We start from the raw sequence: 2,592 nt of genomic DNA, 5'->3' as shown, positions 1-2,592 counted from the left end.
TGATTGGTGGCCCAGCCGGTGGTGAAGAGGATGAACAGGACGATCCAGAGGTAGCGGCGATTGGCTGCGGCGGTCGTCGTCATTCGTCCTCGTCGGTCGTCGATCTGGTCGACTGCCAGTCTGTCATTGACTCGGTTGTTCGGCTGACGGGCGGGGCGTGATCGGCCCGGAGTCGCTACATGTACGGGTCGGTGAGCGCGCGCAGGTCGGTCAATGCCGCGCGCAACTGGTCCCAGCGTCGGGCGCCGAGATGCGCGCGCCACTCTGCTTCCACCTCGGCGACGGCGGCGTCGGCGACCGGTCGGACTGTCTCCGCACGATCGGCGATGTGCACCAGTCGTGCGCGCGCGTCGGCGGGGTCGGGGGTTCGGCGCACGTAACCGGCTCGTTCGAGTTGGTCGACCAGGAAGCTGGCGGTCTGTTTCGTCACCTGCGCGGCCTCCGCGAGCTCGGTGACCCGGGTGCCGTCGCGGCCGATTCGCTGCAGGAGTCGCGCCTGAGCGGGAGTGATGTCGGTGAAGCCGGCCTCGTCGAGTGCCTGAAAGACCTGTGTCTCCATGGCCCGGTAGTGGATGAAGAGCAGTAGACCGACGCCGAGTTCATCGTCGTCCGCGGTGCTCTGCTTGATCGCCATATCCTTGACTATAGTCAGTCAATCGAACTAAAGTGGTCAGTATCACTTACTAATCCGGGTGTCTGCGGAGGTGGGTCATGACTGAGATGGCGATGATGGCGGAGGCCGAGGTCTGGGCGGAGATCGATCGCCAACGCGTCGATCTCGCCGACTTCCTCCTCGACCTCACGGACGAGGAATGGGACACCCCGTCGCTGTGCACGGGATGGCGGGTGCGCGACGTCGCCGCACATCTAGCGATGGCGCACACCGGTTTCGGACGCTTCAGCGTCGAGATGGTTCGCGCGGGCCTGCGATTCAACAAGACGATCCACGACACCGCGTGTCGACATGCGGTGGTGCCGACCGACGAGCTGGCCGCCGAGATCCGGGCGATGGCAGGATCGCGCCGGAAGGCCCCGGGCATCACCATCTATGAACCCCTGCTCGACGTCCTGGTGCACGGTCAGGACATCGCGGTGCCGCTCGGCCGGGAACGCATCATGCCGACCGCGGCTGCCGCGACCTCCGCGACGCGGATCTGGACGATGCGCTGGCCGATGTCGTCGTCGTTCCGTCCCCGCCAACGTTTCCAAGGCGTGCGACTGCAGGCCACCGACACCGATTGGTCGGTGGGCGAGGGGGAGCTGATCGAAGGCCCGATCCAGTCGTTGCTGATGACGCTCGCGCGTCGCCCCATGCGCGACGGCGAGTTGTCCGGGCCGGGGCTGCGGGCGTCCCCACGCTGATCGAGTGCGGCCGGGAGCGTAGCGAGTGGGCGTGTATCGAGATCGGTTGTGTGGCTGGTGGTCTCGATACAGCCGCGCTCGCTTCGCTCGTTGCGGTTACTCGACGAGCGTGAGGGGCGTGCTTCGGACTTGCCAGATTGATTGCCGCGCCGAAGGCGAGCCGGGCCCCTAACTCAGGAGGCCGCGGACGTCGTCGGCGGTGATGGAGCCGGAGAAGGCGGCGCCGTCGTCGAGGAGGGCGTCGAAGAGTTGGCGTTTGCGGTCCTGCAGGTCGACGACCTTCTCTTCGATCGTCCCCGTCGACACCATGCGGTAGACGGTGACGGCGCGGTGCTGGCCGATGCGGTGGGCGCGGTCGACGGCCTGGCTCTCGGCGGCGGGGTTCCACCACGGGTCGGTCATGAAGATGTAGTCGGCGGCGGTCAGGTTGAGGCCGAAACCACCGGCCTTGAGGCTGATCAGGAACACGCGCGTGGTTCCGTCGGTGAACTGCTCGATCTGTGCGCCGCGCCGGGAGATCGGCGTGGAGCCGTCGAGATAGCTGTAGGCGATCTTCTGATGGTCGAGCGTTTGCGCGATCAACTTCAAGAACCCGGTGAAGCTGCTGAACACCAGCGCGCTGTGGCCCTCGTCGATCAGCCCCGGCAGCTGCTCGGACAGGTACTCGATCTTGGCGGCGTGAATCGACGCGTGCTCCTCGTCGACCAGTCCCGGGTGCAGGCTCAGCTGGCGCAGGCGCGTCAGTGCGCGCAGCACCTGGATGCGGTTGCCGTCGAAGTCCTGCAGCAGCCCGAGGAGTTGCTGACGGTCGCGCGCCAGGTAGGTGTCGTAGATCTTGCGGTGCTTGGGATCCAGCTCGATCGGCAGCATCTGCTCCTGCTTCTCGGGAAGGTCGACGAGCACCTGATCCTTGGTGCGGCGCAACATGATCGGCCGTAGTCGACGACGCAGGATCTCCAGGCGCTCGGGTGCCTGGCCGCTCTCGATCGGCTCGGCGAAATGCTCCTTGAACAGCTTCGGCGAGCTGTACAGCCCCGGCGCGACCACCGACACCAGACTCCACAGCTCCATCACCCGGTTCTCCATCGGGGTGCCGGTGATCGCGAGCTTGAACGGCGCGTTCAGCCGCCGGGCCGCCTGGTAGGTCTTCGAGTTGTGGTTCTTGAGGAACTGGGCCTCGTCGAAGATGGTGCCGGTCCAGTCGACGCTGGCGAAGGCCTCGTAGTCGAT

The 2,592-nt window shown here is 66.1% G+C and carries 3 protein-coding genes; 1 reads left to right on the top strand and 2 read right to left on the bottom strand.

All coding sequences use genetic code 11. The features are described from left to right. Positions 1-175 precede the first annotated feature (175 nt). Positions 176-634 carry a MarR family transcriptional regulator gene (locus GX543_RS09895; RefSeq protein ID WP_290851686.1) on the bottom strand — a complete coding sequence of 153 codons (459 nt, stop codon included), beginning with the start codon at positions 632-634 and terminating at the stop codon, positions 176-178. A gap of 77 nt (positions 635-711) precedes the next feature. On the opposite strand from GX543_RS09895, the gene GX543_RS09890 reads away from it, so the two are divergent. Beyond that, on the top strand, positions 712-1,362 hold the full coding sequence (locus GX543_RS09890; RefSeq protein WP_290851684.1) for a maleylpyruvate isomerase family mycothiol-dependent enzyme: 651 nt from the start codon (positions 712-714) through the stop codon (positions 1,360-1,362). 168 nt (positions 1,363-1,530) lie between these two features. Here GX543_RS09890 and GX543_RS09885 read toward each other — a convergent pair. Further along, positions 1,531-2,592: DEAD/DEAH box helicase (locus tag GX543_RS09885; protein WP_290851683.1), on the bottom strand; the 1,062-nt coding region annotated here is incomplete at its 5' end.

The organism is Gordonia sp. (in: high G+C Gram-positive bacteria) (genome assembly GCF_012515855.1).
GTDB lineage: Bacteria > Actinomycetota > Actinomycetes > Mycobacteriales > Mycobacteriaceae > Gordonia.
Note: the sequence above shows the minus strand (reverse complement) of the source record. Positions and strands in the feature narration are given on the sequence as shown.